The sequence below is a fragment of the Chryseobacterium carnipullorum genome (genome assembly GCF_003815695.1).
GTDB classification, from domain to species: domain Bacteria; phylum Bacteroidota; class Bacteroidia; order Flavobacteriales; family Weeksellaceae; genus Chryseobacterium; species Chryseobacterium carnipullorum.
Window position 1 is genome coordinate 313,930 of record NZ_CP033920.1, and the last position, 20,179, is coordinate 334,108.

The 20,179-nt window shown below is 37.8% G+C and carries 18 protein-coding genes; 10 read left to right on the forward strand and 8 right to left on the reverse strand.

Translation table 11 applies throughout. The annotated features are described in order from the left end of the window. Positions 1-2 precede the first annotated feature (2 nt). A complete protein-coding gene (gene dapA / locus EG346_RS01465; RefSeq protein WP_073331718.1) occupies positions 3-875 on the reverse strand; it encodes a 4-hydroxy-tetrahydrodipicolinate synthase in 873 nt (290 codons plus the stop codon). A gap of 107 nt (positions 876-982) precedes the next feature. Between dapA and EG346_RS01470 the strand changes: the two genes are divergently transcribed. Genes EG346_RS01470 through recO form a run of 4 tightly spaced genes read left to right on the forward strand, consistent with a single transcriptional unit; the run spans position 983 to position 5,640 of the window. Then, positions 983-1,741 (forward strand): 5'-nucleotidase C-terminal domain-containing protein, encoded by a 759-nt coding sequence (locus tag EG346_RS01470; protein WP_123876757.1) that lies wholly within the window; start codon positions 983-985, stop codon positions 1,739-1,741. Further along, positions 1,741-2,691 (forward strand): bifunctional metallophosphatase/5'-nucleotidase, encoded by a 951-nt coding sequence (locus EG346_RS01475; RefSeq protein ID WP_073331723.1) that lies wholly within the window; start codon positions 1,741-1,743, stop codon positions 2,689-2,691. Before EG346_RS01470 ends, EG346_RS01475 begins: the two co-directional genes overlap by 1 nt. 1 nt (position 2,692) lies before the next feature. Continuing rightward, the gene (gene porZ / locus EG346_RS01480) at positions 2,693-4,954 is read left to right on the forward strand and encodes a type IX secretion system anionic LPS delivery protein PorZ (protein WP_123876758.1); all 2,262 of its coding nucleotides are present in this window, start codon (positions 2,693-2,695) and stop codon (positions 4,952-4,954) included. After that, complete coding sequence (gene recO, locus EG346_RS01485; protein WP_123876759.1) at positions 4,954-5,640, forward strand: DNA repair protein RecO; 687 nt, start codon at positions 4,954-4,956, stop codon at positions 5,638-5,640. Before porZ ends, recO begins: the two co-directional genes overlap by 1 nt. An 81-nt stretch (positions 5,641-5,721) precedes the next feature. Here the strand turns inward: recO and EG346_RS01490 are convergent, their stop codons facing one another. After that, the gene (locus EG346_RS01490) at positions 5,722-8,379 is read right to left on the reverse strand and encodes an MGH1-like glycoside hydrolase domain-containing protein (RefSeq protein WP_123876760.1); all 2,658 of its coding nucleotides are present in this window, start codon (positions 8,377-8,379) and stop codon (positions 5,722-5,724) included. Positions 8,380-8,529: 150 nt separating this feature from the next. Next, positions 8,530-9,339: a glucose 1-dehydrogenase gene (locus EG346_RS01495; protein WP_123876761.1), complete on the reverse strand. Its 810-nt coding sequence runs from the start codon at positions 9,337-9,339 to the stop codon at positions 8,530-8,532. 192 nt (positions 9,340-9,531) lie between these two features. Between EG346_RS01495 and EG346_RS01500 the strand changes: the two genes are divergently transcribed. The 4 genes from EG346_RS01500 (at position 9,532) to EG346_RS01515 (ending at position 12,833) form a co-directional block, all read left to right on the forward strand. After that, the gene (locus tag EG346_RS01500) at positions 9,532-10,473 is read left to right on the forward strand and encodes a heme-binding domain-containing protein (protein ID WP_123876762.1); all 942 of its coding nucleotides are present in this window, start codon (positions 9,532-9,534) and stop codon (positions 10,471-10,473) included. 1 nt (position 10,474) lies between these two features. Continuing rightward, positions 10,475-10,951 carry a hypothetical protein gene (locus EG346_RS01505; protein WP_123876763.1) on the forward strand — a complete coding sequence of 159 codons (477 nt, stop codon included), beginning with the start codon at positions 10,475-10,477 and terminating at the stop codon, positions 10,949-10,951. 108 nt (positions 10,952-11,059) lie between these two features. Continuing rightward, positions 11,060-12,085: a sensor histidine kinase gene (locus tag EG346_RS01510; RefSeq protein ID WP_123876764.1), complete on the forward strand. Its 1,026-nt coding sequence runs from the start codon at positions 11,060-11,062 to the stop codon at positions 12,083-12,085. Next, positions 12,066-12,833 carry a LytR/AlgR family response regulator transcription factor gene (locus EG346_RS01515; RefSeq protein WP_123876765.1) on the forward strand — a complete coding sequence of 256 codons (768 nt, stop codon included), beginning with the start codon at positions 12,066-12,068 and terminating at the stop codon, positions 12,831-12,833. The genes EG346_RS01510 and EG346_RS01515 overlap by 20 nt, the downstream gene beginning before the upstream one ends. A gap of 30 nt (positions 12,834-12,863) precedes the next feature. On the opposite strand, the gene EG346_RS01520 is transcribed toward EG346_RS01515, so the two are convergent. Continuing rightward, a complete protein-coding gene (locus EG346_RS01520) occupies positions 12,864-13,337 on the reverse strand; it encodes a GNAT family N-acetyltransferase (protein WP_083564017.1) in 474 nt (157 codons plus the stop codon). A 4-nt stretch (positions 13,338-13,341) separates the two neighbouring features. Next, positions 13,342-13,959 (reverse strand): DUF1684 domain-containing protein, encoded by a 618-nt coding sequence (locus EG346_RS01525; RefSeq protein ID WP_123876766.1) that lies wholly within the window; start codon positions 13,957-13,959, stop codon positions 13,342-13,344. A gap of 134 nt (positions 13,960-14,093) precedes the next feature. On the opposite strand from EG346_RS01525, the gene EG346_RS01530 reads away from it, so the two are divergent. Further along, positions 14,094-15,677, forward strand: coding sequence for a GMC family oxidoreductase N-terminal domain-containing protein (locus EG346_RS01530; RefSeq protein ID WP_123876767.1), 1,584 nt, complete (start codon positions 14,094-14,096; stop codon positions 15,675-15,677). A 13-nt stretch (positions 15,678-15,690) separates the two neighbouring features. Here the strand turns inward: EG346_RS01530 and EG346_RS01535 are convergent, their stop codons facing one another. The 3 genes from EG346_RS01535 to mqo all read right to left on the reverse strand — a co-directional run bounded on the left by EG346_RS01535 (position 15,691) and on the right by mqo (position 18,534). Then, positions 15,691-16,554: an AadS family aminoglycoside 6-adenylyltransferase gene (locus tag EG346_RS01535; protein WP_123876768.1), complete on the reverse strand. Its 864-nt coding sequence runs from the start codon at positions 16,552-16,554 to the stop codon at positions 15,691-15,693. A 2-nt stretch (positions 16,555-16,556) separates the two neighbouring features. Beyond that, complete coding sequence (locus EG346_RS01540) at positions 16,557-16,958, reverse strand: hypothetical protein (RefSeq protein ID WP_123876769.1); 402 nt, start codon at positions 16,956-16,958, stop codon at positions 16,557-16,559. Positions 16,959-17,028: 70 nt separating this feature from the next. Beyond that, entirely contained in the window at positions 17,029-18,534 is a 1,506-nt protein-coding gene (mqo, locus tag EG346_RS01545; protein WP_123876770.1) for a malate dehydrogenase (quinone), read from the reverse strand. Between the two features lie 554 nt (positions 18,535-19,088). On the opposite strand from mqo, the gene EG346_RS01550 reads away from it, so the two are divergent. After that, positions 19,089-20,177 carry a phage tail-like protein gene (locus tag EG346_RS01550; protein ID WP_128124974.1) on the forward strand — a complete coding sequence of 363 codons (1,089 nt, stop codon included), beginning with the start codon at positions 19,089-19,091 and terminating at the stop codon, positions 20,175-20,177. The last annotated feature ends 2 nt before the right edge of the window (positions 20,178-20,179 follow it).

Sequence of the window (20,179 nt, forward strand, 5' to 3'; positions counted from 1 at the left end):
TATTAAATTTTCTCCATTTCAGCTTTGATCTTCGCATAAAGACCTTCTGAAGCAGGAACTAAAGGAAGTCTCAGATAATTTTTGATGATTCCTTTTTCCGTTAAAATCACTTTAATTCCACATGGATTTCCTTCTGCAAAGATCAATCTTGTCATTTCAACCAACTTATTGTGAATCTCGTATGCTTCTTTTACTTTTCCTTCAAAAGCCAACTGAACCATTGTAGAGAATTCTTTTGGATACCCCTGCCCGATCACGGAAATCACTCCGTTTCCACCGGCTAAAGTTACAGGCAATGTATATTCATCATCTCCTGATACCAATAAAAAACCTTCCGGCTTCTTTCTTAAAATATCGAAGTACTGAAGAATATTCGGTGCCGCTTCTTTGATCATCAACAGATTAGGGAATTCTTTTGCCAGACGGATCGTCGTGTCAGCTTCAAGATTCTGTCCTGTTCTCGATGGAACATTATAAATAATGATATTTTTACCGGTAGAAGCCAACATTTTATAATGTTGGTAAAGTCCTTCCTGATTCGGTTTGTTATAGTATGGAGATACAGAAAGTACTGCATCAAATGCTGAAAGATCTGTTTCTTCTATCTGTTTCTTTACTTCAAGAGTATTGTTCCCGCCAATTCCTAAAACCAAAGGAAGACGTTTGTTATTAACCTTAATGATATGCTCAATCACCTGTTTCTTCTCCTCATCAGAAAGCGTTGCAGCTTCTGCTGTAGTTCCCAAAACAACTAAATAATTGGTTCCGTTTTCGATATTATACTCAACAAGTTTTGTTAAACTGTCGAAATCAACGGATAAATCTTCATTAAAGGGCGTTACCAATGCAACACCTACTCCTTTTAAAATGCTCATCTGTTAGAATTATTTTCGTCAAATTTAATAATTTACCAGAAGAATTTGTAATAAATAATAATGTTTTATTCTACATATAATTATATTTGCATATACTAAAAGATATTATGAAAAATAAATTCTTGTTACTAGGAATTGCTCTGGCTTCGCTTACTGCCTGCAAAACAGCTTCTACGCTGCAGATGGCGGATGTAAAGATCCAGAAAAACATTTCTATTAATAATGAGCTAAAGAATGATGGGGAGTTTGTAAAAGTTATCGAACCTTATAAGCAAAAACTGGACAAAGAGATGAATCAGAAAATCTCTCATACCAGTGTAGATCTTACCAAACAAGGGGATAACAGCAATCTGGGTAATCTTTTGGCCGATTACACGTTCGAAGGCGCTGATGCCTGGACGAAAACCAATCTTAAAAAAAATGTAGACGCTGCCCTGATCAATATCGGTGGTATCCGTACTACGATTGGAAAAGGAGATATTCTTCTGAAAAGCGTTTTTGAAGTCATGCCTTTCGAAAATGAAGTGATCATTGTAAAAATGAAAGGGACAGATCTGCAGGGACTTTTTGATTATTATGCAAAAACTCAGGTAAACAATCCTGTTTCTCATTTGTACATAGAAACCAAAAATGGGCAGCTTACCCAATCGCTGATCAATGGAAAACCTATAGTTCCTACGCAGGATTATTATATCGCAACTTCGGATTATCTGGCTTTAGGGGGTGACAATATGAAATTCTTTTCCAAAGGAGAAGCTATTTCTACCGGAATCAAATTGAGGGATCTTTTCATTGAATATTTCAAGAAAACGTCTGAAGTAGTTCCCAATACAGATATTCGTTTAAATTTTATCGGTAAGAAATAATGGATAGAAAAAGTTTTTTAAAAGTACTAGGTGGTGGAACTTTAGCAATGTCTTTAGCTCCCCAAATGATGATGGCGGAAGAATTAAAAATTCTTAATTTAAATTCCACAAATAAACTGACCATTCTTCATACCAATGACCAGCACAGCAGAATAGAACCTTTTGATGCAAGCTATACCAAAAATCCCAATCAGGGTGGTTTTGCAAGAAGGGCTAGTTTGATACAGCAAATAAGAAATCAGGAAAGCAATGTTTTGCTTCTGGATTCAGGTGATATTTTTCAGGGAACTCCTTATTTCAATTTCTTCGGAGGTGAGCTGGAGTTTAAGCTGATGTCTATGATGAAGTATGATGCTTCTACAATGGGAAACCATGATTTTGACAATAGTTTAGATGGATTTTTAAAAGTTCTTCCCAATGCAAAATTCCCTTTTATCTGTTCAAACTATGATTTTAAGAATACCGTTCTGGATGGAAAGACTTCACCGTATAAGATCTTTAATAAAAACGGAATAAAAGTAGGTATTTTCGGAGTAGGTATTCAACTGGACGGACTTGTGGGTAAAAAACAGTATGGTGAAACCGTATATTCGGATCCTGTAGATGTAGCCCAGCACTATTCCAACTTTCTTAAAAATGAACAAAAATGTGATCTTGTGATCTGCCTTTCGCACATAGGTTATGATTATGAAGATGAACCTAATAAAATAAGTGACAAAATTCTTGCTGCCAAAACAGAGAATATTGATATTATTCTGGGCGGACATACCCATACTTTTTTATCTGAACCACAAACCTTTACCAACCGACAAGGGAAAAACGTTCTGGTCAATCAGGTAGGATGGGCAGGTCTTCTTCTTGGCAGAATAGATTTTTACTTTGATGCAAATAAAAACGTAAAGCATATTTCCTGGAACAACCAGACAATAGACAGCAGTATAACCGTATAATATGAAAAAACTCTCATTACTCTCTCTCGCTACTTTAGCCTCCCTGCAATTCATCAATGCGCAGGTCATTTCATCAAAAAAATGGACGGATCATTTTTCCTACAACAATGTCTTGGCTATGAAGGAAGACAATGGAAAAATAGTAGCCGCGACAGAAAATGGGATATTTTATTATACCATAGCAACAGGAGAAATTACAAAGCTGTCAAAAGCCACAGGTCTCCATGATGTTAATATATCTGCTTTTGACTATAATCCGCAGACTAAGATCGCTGTGGTGGGATATGCCAACGGCTCAATGGACGTTATCACTCCTCAGGAAATCAAATATATTGTTGATATACCCATTGCAACCGGTTATAATGGAAGCAAAAGAATCAATCATATTTCGATTACAGGAGATCAGGCGGTAATTTCTGTGGGTTATGGAGTTTCTATATTTAATATTAATAAGAAGGAATTCGGAGATTCTGCATTTTTTGTAAGCGGCGGTGTCTATGAAGCCAGTAATGAAGCTACTATTTTTGGAAACAAATTATATTCTGTTACCAATACAGGTTTGAAAAGTCACGAACTGAATACAACATTTCCTGTGTTTTCTACATGGACTACGGAAATACCCGGATCCTTTAAGCATATTGACGGAGAGTCTTCCTCACTTATTTTTTCATCAGCAACTGCTGCATTTATCTACAATAACGGAACCGGAACTCCTCTTCCCACAACTTTTGGAGGTATCAAAGACATTACATTAAGTTCAAATAACATTGTAGTAACGGACAGTAGAATTTATACATTCGGATTAAACGGAGTCTCATTAAACGCTGTAAGTATGGGAGAAGACTGTAATACAGCTTTAACTGTCAACGGAAAAGTATATGGAGGAACGATACTGTCAGGAATAAAAGACGAAGGCGGTACCACTTATAAACCATCAGGTCCTTATTCCAACTCTTCATATAAAATTAATCTGTATGATAACAACCAGATGCTGGTGTCGTCAGGTTCAAGACTGAACAGGTATAATCAGCCTGGAGAAAATCCTAAAAAACCTGGATTTTACTACTTTAATGGATCGGAATGGATATACCCATCTTATTTCATAGGCAAGACTTTTCCCATCAATGTTCTTGATGCTGTAATGAACCCTGCTGACAACAGTGAAGTTTTTTTTACGAACTATACGGTAGGTGCGCAGGGTGTTTATAAAATGAAGTATAATCCCGGTAATAAAGATTTTGATCTATCAAAATATTATGACATGGGAGCACCCAGTATCTATTACCGTCGTCCCGTAGGTTTCGCATTTGACAATCAGAACAATATTTTCGTTTCGGTAGGTTTCCATGACGGCTCACCTTCGATAGGAATCTATGACAAGGCAGCGGATGATTTTATCATAAAAAAATTCGGAATATCAAGTGAAGGAATGCAAAAACCGATATTCCATGAAAATCAACTGTGGATTCCTATTCCCAGAAGTAATAATTTTATCGTATACGATTATAAAAATCCAACGAATCTTTCTGATGATGTAGATTATATCTTAAAAGATTCTAATGGGTTCGCCGGAAATTCAAAGGGAACATTATCTGTTGCATTCAGTAAGTCCGGAGATGCCTGGATAGGCACTGACAGTGGTTTAAGAATAATGTCCAATGCAGTAACAGAAATAAAAAATCCGGATCCTAAAGTAGAACCTATTATCATAGAGCAAGGCGGGCTTGGAGAAGAACTTTTCAGAGATGGTCAGATACTGCAGATAGAAGTAGATGCAGGAGATTATAAATGGATCTCTGTAGACGGAGGTGGGGTATATTATCTTTCTTCCGACGGACAGCAAACCATTAAGCATTTTACAAAAGAAAATTCGCCTCTTCCTACCAATTCAGTTACCGATATTAAGGTCGACAAAAAAACAGGAAAAGTATATTTTGTAACTTTTAACGGTATTGTTGCCTACCAGGGAGATGTTGCTGATTTGACAGCCAATTTTGGAAATGTGGTAGTCTATCCTAACCCTGTAGTGTATTCAAATTTTAAAGGAAAGGTTACCATTAAAGGTCTTGCTGAAAAAACCAATATCAGAATCACAGATGCCGCTGGAAATGTAATACATTCTGCAGTGGCCAGAGGAGGTTATTATGAATGGGATCTTAATAATATGAAGGGGAACAGAGTAGCTTCCGGAATATATTTTGTACTGATGACCAACGAAGACGGATCAGATAAAGCTACCGCAAAAATAGCTGTGGTCAATTAATGAATTCACAAAACGGATTTTTATTATCATTCATAAAATATGGCGAAAATGATGCTGTTCTGCATTGTTTTACAGAAGAGGATGGCTTTCAGACCTATTTCGTAAAAGGGATCTATGCTAAACGAAATAAAAAGAAAGCCCTGCTTCAGCCTCTGAGTATGCTCAGTTTTACCATTCATCCCACGAGAGGTAATGGAATACCATCAGTGTCTAGATTTGAACTGGTGAAGAATCCAGATATGTATATGGATATCAAAGCCAATACGGTCATATTTTTCATTTCGGACTTCCTTAATCAGATTTTAAGACACGAAAACAAAAACCCGGGCTTATTCTTTGGTATTGATGAATTTGTCACTGAACTGACCAGCAAAAACTATCAGTGTCATCTGTTATTTTTAATTAGGATATTAAAAATTCAGGGTGTTGCCCCTTTGATTAATAGCGGAACTTATTTGGATCCGGAAACCGGAACATTCTCTGCAGCCCATGCTCACCAACTCTTCAATGAAGAAATATCAAATATCTGGAAAACAGCACTCTGCTCAGAAAACCTTTATACAACAAAAATACATTCGTCTTTAAGAAAAGATTTCCTGGACAGTCTTCTGGTCTATTATCATTATCATATGACAGATTTTAAGGTCCCGGCATCACTGGAGGTGATCCAGCAGATATTTGAATAATATAAGATTTTTTATTTATAATCAAGCTTGAGGATGGAAGATGGAAATTATAAAAAATCACCTTGTATCGTCCCTCAACTCTTAACGCTTCGTTTCTCCCGGCATTTCCGTTTCAGATTCAGCTATTTCTTTTTTAGAGAATCTTGGTTGTAGGATTTTTGCAATAAGTCCTGTCCATCCTGTCTGGTGGGAAGCTCCCACTCCCCTTCCATTATCACCATGAAAATATTCGTAGAATAAGATATAATCTTTAAAATCCGGATCCGTCTGAAACCTTTCATACTGCCCATTCACCGGACGTTTTCCGTTTTCATCTTTTAAAAATATCTTAGAAAGCCTTTTGCTTAGAGAATCTGCAATCTCATCCAGATTGGAGTAATTTCCGCTTCCCGTAGGATATTCTACTATAAAATCCGGACTGTAATAAAAGAAAAACCGCTGAAGGCTCTCAATAATGAGAAAATTGATTGGAAACCATACCGGCCCACGCCAATTGCTGTTTCCTCCGAAAAGTCCGCTATCACTTTCTGCAGGCATATATTTCACACAGTAATCGGTTCCGTTTAAATTTAAGGTATAGGGATTTTTTTCATATTCTTTAGACAATGCACGCACTCCATAATCGCTCAGAAACTCTTCCGGATTCAGCATTCTGCTTAAAAGTCTCTTTAAACGATGACCACGGAGCAGTGAGAGAAGGTGTTTGGAATCCTGTCCTTTCACTTCCCATCTGGATACGAGGGAGGCCAGTTCGGGTTTATTTTCAAGTACCCATTTCATTCTTTTTTTGAAATTGGGCAGTTTTTCAATCATTTCATCATCGATCACCTCAACGGCAAACATGGGAATCAGCCCTACAATCGTGCGTAGCTTTAAGTACATATGATTACCATCACTGGAAGCAATGGCATCATAGAAAAATTCATCTTCCTGATCCCAGAGGCTGAACTCTTCTTCGCCCATATTATCGAGTGAATTGGCAATGGCAAGGAAGTGTTCAAAAAACTTCATCGCCATTTCTTCATAAACAATGTTGTATAAAGACAGTTCGAGTGCAATTCTCATCATATTCAATGCAAACATGGCCATCCAGCTTGTTCCGTCCGACTGTTCCAGCTGTTCTCCGTTGGGAAGGGTTGTATTGCGGTCAAAAACCCCAATATTATCCAGTCCTAAAAAGCCTCCTTCAAAAATATTATTTCCGTTGTTGTCTTTTTTATTCACCCACCATGTAAAATTCATGAGGAGTTTCTGAAAAGCACTCTCCAAAAATTCAATATCCGGTTCTCCTTTGATGTATTCATCTATTTTAAACACTCTGAAAACAGCCCATGCATGAACCGGTGGATTCACATCGCTTAAATTCCATTCATAAGCAGGAAGCTGGCCATTGGGATGCATATACCATTCAAACAGAAAAAGTTTTAGCTGATATTTTGCAAAATCCGGATCTATCAATGAAAAACTAATGGTATGAAACGCAAGATCCCAGGTCGCATACCATGGATATTCCCATTTATCCGGCATGGAAATAATATGTTCGTTATTCAGATGCTTCCATTGGTAATTCCGGATCTTCTCACGGGATTTGGGAGGTGGTATTTCTGCCGGATCTCCTTTCAGCCACTTTTCCACATTATAATGATAGTACATTTTGTTCCAGAGCATTCCTGCAAAAGCCTGTCTCTGAACCAATTTTTTGTCGTCCGACTCTATTCCCCTCTGAATTTCAGCATAAAACTCATCTGCTTCTTTTTTCCTTAACTCAAAGACTTCTTCAAAATCGGCAAAAGGTTCTTTTAGTTCTTTATCTGTTATTCTGAATTCAAAAATTTTAGACGCTCCTGCTTTCAGTACGTCATCAATAAAAAAAGCAGCTTTAGTTCCGTTACTTTGAGGATTAACGGCCTGAGAATTTCCATTAATGACAAAATCATTAATCCCGTCTTTGCAGTATTTTACTTCACTGGGAGATTGATAGAGTCTTTCAGTATTGGTTTCATTATTACAGAACAGTGTTTTTAATGACTCTTTTGCATAGATATTTTTAATTTCAAGATCCTTATGATCAATCGCAATATGTTGCGGATCTTCGCTATTCAGCTTCGGTTTGTAATCATCGTATCCCCAGTTCCATGTATTTCTGAACCATATTGTGGGTAGTATGACAAGCGGTGCCTCTTTTTCAGACTTATTGACGACTGTAAGCTTAACTAAGATATCGTGCTCACTTTCTTTAGCATATTCAATAAACAGGTCAAAATACTCATTTTGATCAAAGACTCCGGTATCGATCAACTCATATTCAGGCTCATTTTTACCTTTTTTGGCATTCGTTTCTAAAAGATCTTCATAAGGAAAAGCATTCTGAGGATATTTGTACAACATCTTCATATAGGAATGCGTTGGGGTAGAATCGAGATAATAAAAATATTCCTTGACATCTTCTCCGTGATTTCCCTGCCCGTTGGTAAGACCGAAAAAACGTTCTTTGACCATTTTATCCTTTTTATTCCAGAATCCGATGGAAAAGACCAGCTTCTGAAGATCATCACAGATTCCACAAACCCCCTCTTCACCCCAGCGGTAGGTTTTGGCTTCTGCGGTATCATGGCTGGTATAGTTCCATGCATCTCCGTTTCCGCTATAATCTTCGCGGACAAGCCCCCATTCGCGATTGCTGACATAGGGTCCCCATTTTTTCCATGAGATTTCTGAAAGTCTTTGTTTTTCGGACATGTGTTGATTTTTTTTTTAAATATATCGATCAGTGGAGAAAAGAATAAAGAAAAAAGACTTAAGACGTCGGATTTCAGACGATTAAATAAGAGGCTTCTGCAGGCACTAGAACACTCTCAAACATTAATACTATTGAAAACTTAAAATGACCTATCCTCCTGTAGAAAAGCTTTCAAATGTGGTCATACCTCCGTCTACGAAAATGCTTGTTCCTGTGATATAATCTGCCAGATCACTTGCCAGAAAAGCGGCTAAATTCCCGATATCCTCTGGCTGCCCTATTCTATCATACGGAATAAGATGAAGCAGGGAATTCAAAGCCTCAGGTGTACCCCATGCCTCTTTATTGATTGGGGTTTGAATGGCACCGGGACAGATAGAATTCACACGGATTTTATTGGCACCATATTCCTGTGCAAGAGTTTGCATAAGCATTCTGATGGCCCCTTTGCTGGAAGCATAATTGGCATGTCCTGCCCATGGAATAATTTCGTGAACAGAACTGATATGAATGATTTTCCCACAGGCAACGGAACGGGACGGATCTATCCCTCTGCGAAGAAATTCCTTAATAGCTTCGCGGGCACAGAGAAATTGCCCGGTAAGATTTACACCAATCACGGCATTCCACTGATCAAGGGTCATTTCAGTAAACTTTGAGTCTTTTTGAATTCCGGCATTATTAATAAGGATATCTACGGTTCCGAATTGTGAAACGGTATCTTCAAACATCTTAACCACCTGGTCTTCTTTAGAAACATCACACTGATAGGTCATTCCTTTTCCTCCGGCATCTGTAATTTCTTTTAAGACAGCCTGCGCATCATCGGTTGATCTTTCCGAAGAGTGATTCACAATAACAGTTGCCCCCGCAGATGCAAGTGATTTTGCAATTCCTGAACCTATTCCGCTTGAGCCTCCAGTAACGACAGCTACCTGATTACGAAGTGATATTTCCATATTTTATTATTTGATCTTACTCAAAGTTATGGAAAGAAATCAGCCGGATGGAATTTTTAAATTTAAAATTTTATTAAAGTTTTTCAGACGAAGCCTTATGAACGTTTAAAGAATAAAAATGAACGTTTCAACTCATTTTATAATTTTGAAAGGAAAAACATCTTTTACTTTGTATTCAATTCAAGCCTATTTATGAAAAACAAGATGATTACAACCGGACTTGTCATCACAGGTATTTTTGCACTCATGCAACTGTACCGTCCAAAAATAGATAAAGGACATCATGAAAGTCAAAAAAAAGTATTTCCTCACGATGTGCAGGTGATTCTTAAAAACTCATGTTACGACTGTCATTCCAACCAGCAAAATTTAAAATGGTTTGATCAGATCGCACCTGCCAACTGGATCGTTGCAGACGATGTTAACAGGGCAAAAAGTGTTTTAAATTTTTCAGAATTTGATCAGCTTCAAAAATCCGATCAAAATACCAAAATATGGGGAGCTGTTAATAAAATCATGCTGGGTGCAATGCCGTTAAAGAGTTATTTAACATTACACCCTGAAGCCAAAGTGTCAAACGCTGACCTGGAAAAACTTAAAAAGTACGCCCTTACGCTGGCTCCTGAACAAAAAAAGGACACAGCAAAAGATCATAAGCTCAATTTACAATATGCTGCATGGCGTGACAAAGAGATGAAAACGCCCCAAAAGTCACCTGTTGCCGTAAATGGAATCGCTTATATCCCGGAATATAAAAACTGGACTCCAATAAGCACGACCCAAAGAATTGATAATGGAACATTGCGTATTATTTTCGGAAATAACATTGCCATACAGGCCATCAAAGAACATCATACAAACCCCTGGCCAGATGGAAGCATTATTGCCAAAGTCAACTGGGAATCTTTGACGACTCCCGATGGAAATATTTCTCCCGGTGCTTTCAGGGCTGTGGAATATATGATTAAAGACCGTAAAAAATATGCTTCTACCAAGGGATGGGGATGGGCAAGATTTTTGACTACTGACCTGAAGCCCTACGGAAATGATGAAAGTTTTACGAAAGAGTGTGTCAATTGTCATACTCCTGTAGCCAATACCGATTATGTTTTCACCTTACCAATGCAACACTAATATGAAATACCTTATCCTTACCATTACCTTTTCTTTTTTGCTTTGTTCATGTAATAAAGCATTCCCGGAAAACAGAAATCAGCAAGCATCTCTTCCTGAAAAATTCAATTTTAAAGAGATGAAGCTTAAAACCATTACCACTTTTATTCATCCGAAAAACCATACAACAAGTACATTATATGGTAATGAGAACGCCTATAATGCAATGCTACAGTCAGATTCCACCCCTAGTAACAGCAGTAAAAATTTAGTGCTGATCACATGGAAACAACAAGATGATCCTAACTGGTTTGGTGCAAAAATCCCTGGCTCGCTGGTGAGTATTGAGACTTTAAAAACAAATACCAACTTTAAAGATCTACACAATATCACCTATGAATTTTTGCCTGGTGCTCACTCAGAACAAGATATCCCAGCATCGGATAAGGGCAAGCGGATCAAAGCTATTCTGGCATTGCATCCAGCCGTCATGCCTTAAAAAAAGAAAAATATAGTTGAAGGTTTTAAAAAGCGATCTATCGTTTCAGTAATTAACATTGAATTTTTGTACCTTGTTGAAGCCAGTTTTAATTTTGTAACTCATCACATGCAGCTGAATAGAAATACTTTTAACGTTTCTCCGAAAATAATATGGCTGAGCTCTGTATTTATGGCTATTCTGGCCTCTATTCCAAAGGTTCTTCAGATTAATATTACAACATCAGAATTGGCTGTGGATGCAGGAATGGCTTTCATCTACACTTTATTTATATGGTATTATAATCTCTACAGCCTACCGAAATTTTCAGTATCCGGAAACAGCCGGAATCAACTGACTAAGAAACTTGTGATCAGTTTGATTTCAGGAACGGTATTCATGGCTATTTTAGTCGCTTTGTACCATCTGATTTTTTCTCATTATCAGTTTCTACCGATGTTTCTTATGTACCAGTTTAGAGGAATTTTAATTAATCTTACGGTCTTTTTACTGATTCACTTCATTTACCAAAGCTATGACACCCAACAGGTAAAATTACAGCTTGAGAAAATAAAGACCGATAATCTGAATGCTCAATACGAACTATTAAAACAACAGGTCAATCCTCATTTTTTATTCAATAGCCTCAATACGCTGAAATCAATGATTGATGTACAGGATAATCAGGCGTCGGATTTCGTTGTGAAATTATCCAATTTTTATCGTTTTTCGCTTGAAAGCAGAAGGGAGAATGTTGTCCCGCTTGATAAAGAAATTGCTATTTTGGAAGCTTATACATTTCTCCTGAAATCAAGGTTTGAAGAGGGTTTCCAGATTGAAATTTCAATTTCAGACAAGACCAGACCATCTTTAATTCCTCCTTTTACCCTGCAGCTTCTTATTGAAAACAGTATTAAGCATAATATTGTATCATTGGAAAAACCCATCCGTATAACCATCTTTGAAGAGGATTGTCAACTGGTGATTCAAAATAATATACAACGCAAAAGAAATGTAGAGCAATCGTCCGGAATAGGACTGGATAATATAAAAGGCAGATATGCACACTTAACAGATCAACCTGTAAAAGTGATCCATAATAAAGATTTTTTCATTGTTAAATTACCGCTTGTCTATGAATATTCTCATTATTGAAGATGAAGTAAAGGCTGCCAAGGCACTGGCAGATAATCTTAAGAAAATAAGGCCGGAAAGTCAGATTCTGAGTATTTTACAAAGCGTGGAATCTGCAATAGACTGGTTACAGAACGAAACTCTGCCGGATCTGATATTCATGGATATCCAATTGGCAGACGGTCAATGTTTTGAAATTTTCGAATCTGTTGATATCCATATCCCCGTTATATTCTGTACTGCTTACAGTGACCATACGTTCGAGGCTTTCCGAAATAACGGGATCGATTATATCCTGAAACCTTTTACAATAAACGAAATTGAGTTATCCCTTCAAAAACTGGAACAGTTCCGCAATTTCTTTCAAAAACAAAACTCACCAGCTGAACTTTTACAGATCATAAAATCGGTGATTCCCTCTGAAAAAACAAAAACTAATTTTCTGATCTTTTCACAAAACAGATATATCAATGTTCCTACCGGTGAAATTTCCTATTTCTGTAAAAGAACTGAAGGCACCTTTTTATCCACAACTGACCATAAGGTATATCCAATGAAAGAAACATTAGAGGAACTCCAGCGGCAGGTAAGTCCGGAAGATTTTTTTAGGGTCAACCGACAACATCTTGTAGCTTTCAAAAGCATCAGAGAAGTACAGCATTATTTCCATCGAAAACTTTTGATCCTGTTGGATGTGGAAACCTCTGAGAAAGTTTTTGTGCCCAGAGAAAAGGCCACTCTATTTCTGGAATGGCTATCGAATCGCTGATCAATGACGGAACTGCATTAACTGAATTTATTAAAGTTTTTTATACATCAGATATTGTGGACCACTCCTCCCTATTCTGCTTTTACCATCGTACAGATATCCTGTTTTCAGATAAATATGATAGGCTGAAAGATTTTTCTGATTAACTGCCAGAACAATTTCCTCGCAATCGGGAAAATTCCCCCTCACAAATTCATCAGCAATCTGCATGGCAGCTTTTCCGATTCCTTTTCCCTGTAAGTCAGGATTGATAGATAAAGACCTCAGCAAAACAGATTGTTCATTATCGGTCAAGTCAAATTTATCTTCTCCAAAATCCAGCACGAAAAATCCTGACGGCTGCCTGTTTTCAAAGACCGTTATGGCATACGCTTTAGGATCGTTGATCTCGCTGAGTCTTTTCAAGGCCTGCTCTACAGTTGAAGTATACCTTTGCTGATGTTCATCCAGGGCATAATTAAGCCCTGCGAAATCTTCCTGTTTATAAAAATCTAAGCTGACCATATTCTTAATGATGATAAATATCCTGATACATGACACCTGCCTTGATTTCTATTGGAAGCTTGTTTTCTTCAGGAACTACGGGACAATTGTAATCGTACGCATTATAGGCACAGTAAGGCTGATACGATTGATTAAAATCCACAACAATCGTATTTCCTTTCGGAATTTTCAGGTCCATATATTTTCCGCCTCCATAGGTTTCTTTTTCATTGGTAGCATCGCGAAAAGGAAGGAAAAGATGGTCTTTATATTTCTCCTGCTTAATAAGATCAAGACTCTGATACAAAGTCACGGTATAAGGTTTTCCATCGAGTTCAAAGGTTGCTTTTCCATATTCACGATACGGCTTTGTCTTACCAGAAGACGTAGGCAGCTCAAAAGGTTGGGGATTTTCAGTTCTACTGAATTTTGCGGTAACCCTGTATTTTAAATTAACTGGAAAGAAAGGATGTTTTTTAAAATTCGTAAAATTGTCTCCACGTAAGGGCGTTTCCTTTGGATTAAGATATTCTGCATCGAGTTCTTTCTGAAATTTTCTGATCTCCTTGCTTTCTTTTGTAGCTCCTTTTTGAGCTAAAATGAAGAGTGGAGACAACAGAAGAATGATTAATATTTTTTTCATGAACGCTTCAAATTATAAGTAAAACTATGAATTTTTCATGGCATGAAAAGTTAAAATTGTAATAAAAAGGCACAATCTGTTTTAAATAATCCGTATTCCATTTTCTTTAGCATATTTTTTGACCTTTAAAGCTTATGGACAGAAAGAAATTCATCAAGACGGGCCTTCTCGCAGTATCAGGTTTTTATTTTCTTAATGCTGATCTGTTTCAGGCCATGCAGCCGAAAACAGACAGCTTAGAAGGAAATGTCATAGACGCTCCTATACTTATTGTAGGCAGCGGATATGGAGGAGCTGTTTCGGCTTTACGTCTTTGTGAAGCCGGAAAAAAAGTGGTCATGCTTGAAATGGGTCTGAATTGGGAAAAATCAGGAATTCCATTTTCCAGTATGTTGAAACCAGGCAAAAGTGCAGCGTGGCTGAAAAAGAAGACCATTGCCCCGTTTATGAATATTTTTTCATTAACTCCTTTCACGGGAACGCTGGACAGAATGGATTTTGAGCATATCAATATCTGGGTTGGACGGGGTGTAGGCGGCGGTTCTCTGGTAAATGGCGGAATGGCCGTTACCCCTAAGGAAAGCTACTTTAAAGAAGTTTTTCCTGATCTGGATGCTGAAAAGTTTTACAGCACCTATTTCCCATTGGTTCATAAAGAACTGAAAGTGAATATTATTGATGAGCATTTTTTAAAAGACTGCCCTTATTATCAGTTTACAAGGGTAGGTGAAGAGGAGGCTCATAAAGCAGGTTTCAAAACCATACGGGTTCCGAATGTCTATGATTTCCAATACATGGAAAAAGAATATAAGAATGAAGTTCCCCGTTCTGCTTTTAATACAGAAGTGATTTACGGAAATAACCACGGCAAGAACAGTCTGGATAAAACCTACCTCAAAAAGGCTCTCGAAACCGGAAATCTCGAAATTATGGATCTTCATTGTGTCGAAAACATTAAGCTTAATGACGATAAAACCTATACTTTAAATGTGCAGCAAATTGATACTTCAGGGGCTGTCGTTTCTGATAAGGTATTCAACTGTAAAAAACTGATTCTCGCTGCGGGAACGATGGGAACTTTGAAAATTCTGTTACAGTCCAATGCCGTTAATAAATTTCCGATTCACGAAGAGATCGGGAAAAACTGGGGGAACAACGGCAATTTCATGACGGGCAGAAACTGGGTAAAACCATTGTCCGGCGGAACAGGGGCCAAACAATCTACGATTCCTGTGGGAGGTATTGATAACTGGGAAGACAAAGAACATCCTTTTTTCACGGAAATTGCTCCGCTTCCGATGGGAATGGATGTAGCTACAGCATTATATCTTCTGATCAACAGAGTAGATAAAAAAGGAGAAGTTTCGTATGATACTACTACCAAAAAGCTGAGTTTAAACTGGGATCAGAGCCATACGGCTAAAATGAGGGAGAATGCGAATTATTTTATTAAAAAGATGAACCGGGCGAATGGTGGAACGAGAAGCCATTTCTTATTTAATAACGGTTTCGGAGCTGATGTCTGCTATCATCCGCTGGGAGGCTGTGTACTCGGTAAAGCAACCAATGACTATGGAAAACTAAAAGATCACGACAATCTTTATGTGTTAGATGGATCTTTGATTCCGGGAACAATCGGGGTTAATCCTTTTGTGACCATTACTGCTATTGCAGAATATTGCATTGAAAATCTAATCAGGCAGAATGAATTTGCATAGGATTAAGATATCACTACATGGATTGTACTTCATTTAAATATTTTCTGATATCCTCTTCCTGTTGATGAGGGTACTCAAAATTAAGATTCTCAGCCAAAGCTGTCCCAAGGTCATGCACCAAATCTGCTGAAGCGTATAAAGCACGCCAGTTATCGTCAATACTGCTTCCTGAGAAGGTGGCTTCTGCTCTTTCCCAGAGTTCTGCAGACAGGTGTTTTTTGAAAAGACGGCCATGTTTATTGGTGGTGATATTTTTCCAGTCGTGAAAACTGGCAATAGACCATTCAATCAGAGGCACGAGATAATCTGTCCGGATCACATCTTCTGACATGAATTTAGCATAAAACAGATCTTCACGTTTCAGGCATTTGGCCACATAGGTCGTATCCCACCAGAAGTCGTTCATCAATTGCTGAAACTTTTGTTCTGTAGGTTTCCGGATCATGACAGACTGATAGGTTGGCGGCTTTAAATCTTTGGTCAGCTGATCTTTATCAATCAAAACCTTGTAACCAACATCCCAATCATCTGGAAGCTTTTCTTCCTGAACCTCTTTTAAAAATTCTGATTTTTGATAAAGTTTAAAATCAACCTTCACATGATCAGCGTACAGTACCATTTTCATGGCGTGTTTCCCATCAAAATGAGAATCATCTTCTTCTACCATGGAAACAGGATCACCAAAAATATAAATCCATTTCTTATCGGTCTCATACTCTTTTAAATTTTCAAAGACCAGTTCTATATCAAGGTCGCTGAAATCATCTACAGGTGCGAAAGGATTCACCAACGAACTGGTCAGCAGTACAGCGTGAATGTCAGGATTGTTGTCTGCCCAGCTGATAATATGCTTCAGTTTTTCCTCCCGCGCTTTCATTATTAATAAGATTCTGAAATTTTCACCCGGTAGACATCCAGAGAGTTTCTTTTGATAGATTCCACAAAAAAACCTCCTTCTTCTGGTATAACTTCTTTAAGGTTAAAACTTTTACAGTCTTTTGGCAAACCAGAAAATACTAACGTAAACCAGAAATCCTGCATGAACGGAACGGCTGTCCAATTGGGGTAGATCGTAATATTCTCAGCATGAATAAGCTTACTTTTATGATCAGACTGATTGTCAAGAAGGTAAGTAGAATTCCATATCCTGATCAGATTTCCTAAAAATGGTGATGCGGGAAAACAGCAATGGACAATAACCTGCTTCTCCTCTTCAATTTTGGTCTGAAGAGATTCCAGGAGTTCTTTAGCGATAATGGGCTTTACGAGTATTTCTTCCACCTTTTATATAATGTCAATAGTGAATGGTGAATAGTCAATTTTTAACATTAATTATTCACCATTCAATTTTTTAATATTCTAATTCTAATTTGTCTTTGGTATAGTTTCTTACTTTTTCGGTCAGCTCCGGATTGTGGGCTAGTTTTTGTCCGTAAGAAGGCACCATTTCCAAAAGTTTGTCTTTCCACTCTCCCTGTAGTTTTTCAGGGAAGCATTTTTCAAGAACATTCAGCATAGCATATACCGCTGTGGAAGCACCCGGAGAAGCGCCAAGCAAGGACGCAATGGTTCCGCTTTTATTAACGACCACTTCAGTTCCGAACTCCAGTTTTCCACCGTCTTTTTCATCTTTTTTAATGATCTGTACTCTCTGTCCTGCTACTTTCAGTTCCCAGTCTTCTTCATTGGCATCTTTGATGAATTCTCTCAGATGCTGTATTCTTTGTGATTTCGTCATCGCTACCTGCTGAATAAGGTATTTAGTCAGCGGAAGATTGTGCCACCAAGCACCAAATAGTGATCTTAAATTTTTAGTATTAACGCTTTCAGGTAAGTCCAGATAACTTCCTTCTTTCAGAAATTTTGTAGAGAACCCGGCAAAAGGTCCGAAAAGAAGCGCTTTTTTACCATCAATAATTCTAAGATCCAAGTGAGGAACAGACATAGGCGGAGCATCTACTGTTGCCTGGGTATATACTTTGGCGTGATGTTTTTCAACCAGTTCCTGGTTATGACTTACCAGCCATTGTCCGGAAACAGGGAAACCACCGTACCCTTCACTTTCTTTGATATCTGAACTATCCAATAGAGGAAGCGCATAGCCACCAGCACCAATGAATACAAAATCAGCAACAACTTCCTGTTTGTGATTGTGGATTCTGTCTTTGACTTTCATTTCCCACTTTCCGTCTTCTCTGGGATCAACGTCTTTTACTTCATGGTAAAGAAATACCTCAACATTAGAATCCTCCAGCAGATGTCTTCCCATCTTTCTGGTTAAAGTTCCGAAGTTGACATCCGTCCCCATATCCATCTTGGTAGCCGCCATCACTTCAGAATCATTTCTTTTGCTCATCACCAGGGGAATCCATTCTCTAAGCTTATCATGATCGGTAGAATATTCCATCCCTGAAAAAAGAACCGATTCCGACATCGTCTGATGACGTTTTCTAAGGTATTCAGCTTCTTTTTCGCCGAATACAAGACTCATATGCGGACATGAATTGATAAAATCCTTTGGATTCTCCACATATCCTTTAGTCACCAGATAAGCCCAGAACTGTTTTGACATTTCAAACTGCTCTGCAATACTCTCGGCTTTAGTAATATCAACGGTTCCATCCGGTCTTTCATGCGTATAATTAAGTTCACAAAAAGCTGAATGCCCCGTACCAGCATTATTCCATGCTGCGGTACTTTCTTTCGCAAACCTGCCAAGCCTTTCGAAGATGGCAATTTCAAGATTGGGATCAAATTCGTGAAGCAATGTTGCTAAAGTGGCGCTCATGATTCCGCCGCCTATCAGTACAACGTCATATTTTGGTTTCGGTGTTCTGCTTATAAGCGATTGTGGCATATTTCTAAATTTTACATCAAATTTCGGGAAAAGTTTGATAAGTAAGGATGGGTTTAACGATTTTAACACGTTAATTTTTACAGCCAAAAAAGTTTTTTAACGGCCAAAAATATTTCATGGATACTGTCAATAGCCTTGCATTGAAATTCGTAATGAAATTACAATTTGTATTTTTTAAAAATGCTGGTGAATAGTCGTAATAGAATCTATTTTATTGAGAATTTTTTTAATAAATATCAAATGAAATGGTTTAAAATTTTCTAAAAAATAATTTAAGTTCACTTAAGTTCACTTAAGTCTGTTATGTAGAACGATTCAATAATAGACATCTTAGAGGTAAATAATTATCAATACATTGTGAAAAATAATAGATCAAATATAATATTTCTCACTTTTAATTGAATAAAACACACAAATAAGTAAATTAAATTTATAATAAGAATTCAATTAAGTTATTTATTTTATGTAATTTGCACCCTTAATATTGTTTATTTTATTAGTATTTAATTAAAAATATTCATTAAAACATAAAACAGATGAAAATCATCCATTTCATGAGTACATTTTTTGCAACAGCGGCACTAGCCCAAAGCGGAAATGTAGGGATTGACACGTCCACACCTGATCCCAGTGCAATTTTACACATCGAAAACTTTAAAGGAACTCCAGCTATTGCTACGGCAACAATTTCAGGAGGTGCTGTCACAGGGATTACCTTAACCAACGGCGGAAGCGGATACACTACCGCTCCTACAGTTAACTTCTATGCAGGAGGATCTATCGTCAACGGAGGAACAAAAGCCAGGGCAACAGCTTCTATTTCAGGAGGTACAGTGACAGGAATTACGATTAATAATGGTGGAACGGGTTATACCAGTCCTCCTACTGTTACGATCTCCGGAGGTAACAAAGGTCTTCTTTTCCCCAACCTTAATATCGCTAACCTGAGCAGTACAACTTCTCCCGTAGCATCGCCAGCCAATGGGCTTATTGGCTTTAATGGAGGAACGAACAGTAACAATAAGGCACTTCATTTTTTCAATGGTACTTCAAACCAGTGGCAAAGTACGATAGATGCTGAAGAAACCCCTAAAGTAGCTTATCTGGATTTCACAGGTTCTCTGTCTTTACTGGACAATGCTGTTGCAGGAGCTAGTGCGCTATTAGTCGTAAACCCGCCGGCAATTTCCGGTGTTTCCAATATTAATGGTTTTAAAGTAGTGCTGAATACAGTATCCGGAGGCTATTCTTTAGTTCTTCCACAGGGAAATTACCTCGTTGAAGTAAACCTTAACCTCAACTCACCACAGGAAAGCCCTGCAGGACAGGGAGGCACTGCTCCTCTTACAGGTAGTACTTATTATCTGATGGGATATTTCATCGATTTCTTTAGCGAAACCTTTAATAACTCTACCAGCACCTTTACAGCGGGAGCCAATTCCAGAAAGGAAGTCCCGATTGTTTCGAAAGTGAACACCAATCACCTTGCAACCTGGTCGTATTATTATAGTGTACCTAATAATGCCAATGCCAACATCATCGGGGGACTAAGGCTTAGCCTTGGAAGAATGCAGAACAGTACATTCTATGATCTGGTGAATGTGATCCCAACAGGATCTTATATTAAAATCTCTAAGCTTTAAAT